7 protein-coding genes are annotated in these 2,890 nt (G+C 54.4%); 2 read left to right on the forward strand and 5 right to left on the reverse strand.

The features are described 5' to 3' along the window. Both Poly21_RS03305 and Poly21_RS03310 read right to left on the reverse strand, forming a co-directional pair. Positions 1–123: recombinase family protein (locus Poly21_RS03305; RefSeq protein WP_302118445.1), on the reverse strand; the 123-nt coding region annotated here is incomplete at its 3' end. Between the two features lie 519 nt (positions 124–642). Beyond that, positions 643–939, reverse strand: coding sequence for a hypothetical protein (locus Poly21_RS03310; protein WP_146405569.1), 297 nt, complete (start codon positions 937–939; stop codon positions 643–645). Positions 940–1,107: 168 nt separating this feature from the next. Between Poly21_RS03310 and Poly21_RS26970 the strand changes: the two genes are divergently transcribed. Both Poly21_RS26970 and Poly21_RS03315 read left to right on the forward strand, forming a co-directional pair. After that, positions 1,108–1,239 carry a hypothetical protein gene (locus Poly21_RS26970; protein WP_302117383.1) on the forward strand — a complete coding sequence of 44 codons (132 nt, stop codon included), beginning with the start codon at positions 1,108–1,110 and terminating at the stop codon, positions 1,237–1,239. Beyond that, positions 1,239–1,700 (forward strand): GNAT family acetyltransferase, encoded by a 462-nt coding sequence (locus tag Poly21_RS03315; RefSeq protein WP_146405570.1) that lies wholly within the window; start codon positions 1,239–1,241, stop codon positions 1,698–1,700. The genes Poly21_RS26970 and Poly21_RS03315 overlap by 1 nt, the downstream gene beginning before the upstream one ends. A gap of 170 nt (positions 1,701–1,870) precedes the next feature. On the opposite strand, the gene Poly21_RS03320 is transcribed toward Poly21_RS03315, so the two are convergent. The 3 genes from Poly21_RS03320 to Poly21_RS03330 all read right to left on the reverse strand — a co-directional run. Further along, the gene (locus Poly21_RS03320; protein WP_146406827.1) at positions 1,871–2,068 is read right to left on the reverse strand and encodes a GNAT family N-acetyltransferase; all 198 of its coding nucleotides are present in this window, start codon (positions 2,066–2,068) and stop codon (positions 1,871–1,873) included. Positions 2,069–2,104: 36 nt separating this feature from the next. Further along, positions 2,105–2,386 (reverse strand): hypothetical protein, encoded by a 282-nt coding sequence (locus tag Poly21_RS03325; protein ID WP_146405571.1) that lies wholly within the window; start codon positions 2,384–2,386, stop codon positions 2,105–2,107. Positions 2,387–2,616: 230 nt separating this feature from the next. Next, on the reverse strand, positions 2,617–2,890 hold a 274-nt coding region (locus Poly21_RS03330), incomplete at its 5' end, for an HU family DNA-binding protein (RefSeq protein ID WP_302117387.1).

The following is a 2,890-nucleotide window of genomic DNA, read 5'->3' on the forward strand; positions in this document are numbered from 1 at the left end:
AAGCTGTGGCCGACGCGGTCCCGTGCGTGTCTTCCCGAACGCTGCAGAGCCTTTATATGCAGTGTTTTTAAGCATTCCCCACACTGTGGTTCGATCCCATGTGGCTTTGCCTGTCGCCGTCACGGTGGGAACTCATGAACAACGCACCGTGAGGATGTTCCTCTCTTCGCTGCCAGCATATCGAAGAACGGATCAAAATCCGGAAGTTAAAACGCCAATTGCAGGCGTCCGTCTGCTGTGACGGACGTAACCCAGACTGCGGGAGAGTGACTGCTCGAGTCCTGGATCCTGTTCTGCGGAACGAATTGCGATCCAACCGCTGGTCGCGTGATAAAAAATCCAACTTGCTGGTTGGGCTGGCCGCCTGACTCGCGGATAGATTGAGCGTTGAACTTTGTCTTTGCACTGCGGACTGCGTGCCGAGTAACGCAGCATCTAACCCTACGGAACCAGCCAGGCACCCGAGCGAGACGACATCCTGAACATCGGCGGCTTCAGTGACGCAGTGTTCAACGTTGTCAGTTCGTTCCTGGAAAACGACGCATCCCGCTTCGTCCGCGAAGTCGAATCCTCGAACTGTAAGCCGAAAGGGGAACCGAAATCCGAGACGCCCACGGAGGGGCAGTTCCACGCGGGCGTTTTTTATTTCTGTCCCATGTTTCGCTCAGCCCATGCGTTGAAACGTCCCATCGCCCATTCCCAGCCGAGCATCACCCCAAGCACGGCTGCCATCAGAACAAGTAGCGAGGCGACGAATCCGACGAGAGGCACCACGGTTACCATCAAGATCGGCCCGATCGCGAGTGATGCACCTTGCGTTTCCGCATCTCGGATCAGCCTTCCGAGTTCAATGATGCCCAACATCGCTCCCGGCAGCACCAGCATGCAGATTTGCATCCCGCCGTATTGGTCCCTGGCAATATTACGGATTGCTATCATGGCGGCAGTCACAAACACCATCGCTCACCAAGGCAACAGAAAAACAGATGCGAGGACGCACGCAAACATCATCACGATGTTCACTGGAATGATTGCTGAAGCTCCGTGATCTCCCATCGAATTAGACTTTCTCGCACCTGATAAAACACCAGCCCCATTGTAAACCTGATGACCATCGCCTGCATCGACGTCGGCGCTGGCAAGATCGCGGCAATGCACGGCCCGCACCGCTTCCCCGCCATCCTCAAACGCTTCGACCGTCTCAGTCGTGGCGATTCACCTGCACGAAAGCAACTTTAATGCCCCACGCCATCAAGATTCGAGACTTCACAGCAAGAGATGAAGTCGCGCTCATCTCGCTTTGGAACACATGCGAACTCACGCGACCGTGGAATGATCCTGCGCTCGATATTCATCGAAAGCTCTCTGGTCAACGGGATTGGCTTTTGGTCGGCATGCTAGACCAGAAACTCATTGCATCGGTGATGGTTGGCTATGACGGGCACCGCGGTTGGATCAACTACCTTGCGGTTCATCCAATTCACCGTGAGTCTGGGATTGGTCGCTTATTGATGTCCGAAGCTGAGAGCCGCCTTCGCGGTGTTAGGTGCCCAAAGATCAACCTGCAAGTGCGCCGCGACAACCGGGAAGCGACTGCGTTCTACGAAGCAATCGGTTTCACGCAAGACGACGTGGTCAGTTTCGGAAAACGTCTGGCCGACGATTCCATCAAGGAGAACGAGCGAGGGTCGCAGTCGTGAACGCTGCCCTGAAACGCTTTGCTGATTGCGACTGGAGCGAAACCGCCCTCGGAGCCATTTAGCCACGCTTCATTGCCGAGGACCAAACGATTCGACTGGATAAATTCTCACCTCCGTTCCAAAATATTGTACCGTGCTTCAAGGGAGTGCTAATCAGTGAAGATTCGTGTTTAGGAGTTTTCCCGCGGAGGAATCGTCCAGCACGAATCATGCTGCTCCATGCCGACATGCGGATAGTAGCTCGCCGCTCCGGGAGCCGCCAACAGAATCAAACGGGTGGCCAGCCCGACGTGCTCATGAGTCACACGAATCAGCTCCCGACCGATCCCCTGGCCCTGGTGAGCGGTATCAACCGCCAAGTCCGACAGATAACCGTCGCAGACATCCTGACGATGCTTGGTCCATCAAGATGAACTCGGGACGAGGATCCTTCCCTGGTAATGGATCGAAAACGACGAAGCGAACTCGCCGACCGGATGAGCGATGAGGCGGACAGCGATCTGTCGTACCCGCTGGTCCGAAAAAGCTCGGTGATGCCGGAACTCGATCACTCCAGGTTTGACCATTGCCGCCAGTGCGTTACCCGCCGAATCGTCTTCGTAGTTCAGACCTTGAATTCGGATGTCTCGATGCTCGGTCGTGTAAGGAAAGAAATGGGCCGCCGTTTCGTTGGCGATCAATTTCATCAGGTAGCCTTCCTGATCAATTGACGCTCCGACGCATTCCAACCCTGTGACATTCATTCTATGAGATTATTCTGAAAGAGGCGGTTAGCAAAATTACTCTTTTCCTACTTCCAGGTTGGCTCCGATCTGTATAAGTAATTTTAGGTGCCTAGACGCCTAAGAGCGTCAGTACTATGCAAGTCCACTGCGTCCCTCAGGCTGAGCCCATTCTGCATTGATAATTGGTCGGATCAAACCATGTCTTTCAGAGCCTTGAGGGGCAGCACTTTGACGACATTTCGAGCAGGCTTGGCCTGGAAAACCGTTTCCTCTTTGGTGAACGGGTTAATTCCCTTACGGGCTTTTGTCGCTGGTTTGCGGATCACTTTCACTTTCATCAGGCTAGGGAGATTGAAAACACCTGGGCCTCGTTTTCCAAGGTTCTTCCCCATTAACGTCGAAAGCTCATCGAACACACTCACGATCTCTTTCTTGGTCAGCCCCGTGCCCTCCGCCAAAGCCGTG

Source organism: Allorhodopirellula heiligendammensis, assembly GCF_007860105.1.
Lineage (GTDB): Bacteria > Planctomycetota > Planctomycetia > Pirellulales > Pirellulaceae > Rhodopirellula > Rhodopirellula heiligendammensis.

Bases quoted from the DNA above. Each gene is read 5' to 3' on its own strand.
- Poly21_RS03315 (WP_146405570.1), top strand. From the start codon at position 1,239: ATGCCCCACGCCATCAAGATTCGAGACTTCACAGCAAGAGATGAAGTC.
- Poly21_RS26970 (WP_302117383.1), top strand. From the start codon at position 1,108: ATGACCATCGCCTGCATCGACGTCGGCGCTGGCAAGATCGCGGCAATG.
- Poly21_RS03325 (WP_146405571.1), bottom strand. From the start codon at position 2,386: ATGAAATTGATCGCCAACGAAACGGCGGCCCATTTCTTTCCTTACACG.
- Poly21_RS03310 (WP_146405569.1), bottom strand. From the start codon at position 939: ATGATAGCAATCCGTAATATTGCCAGGGACCAATACGGCGGGATGCAA.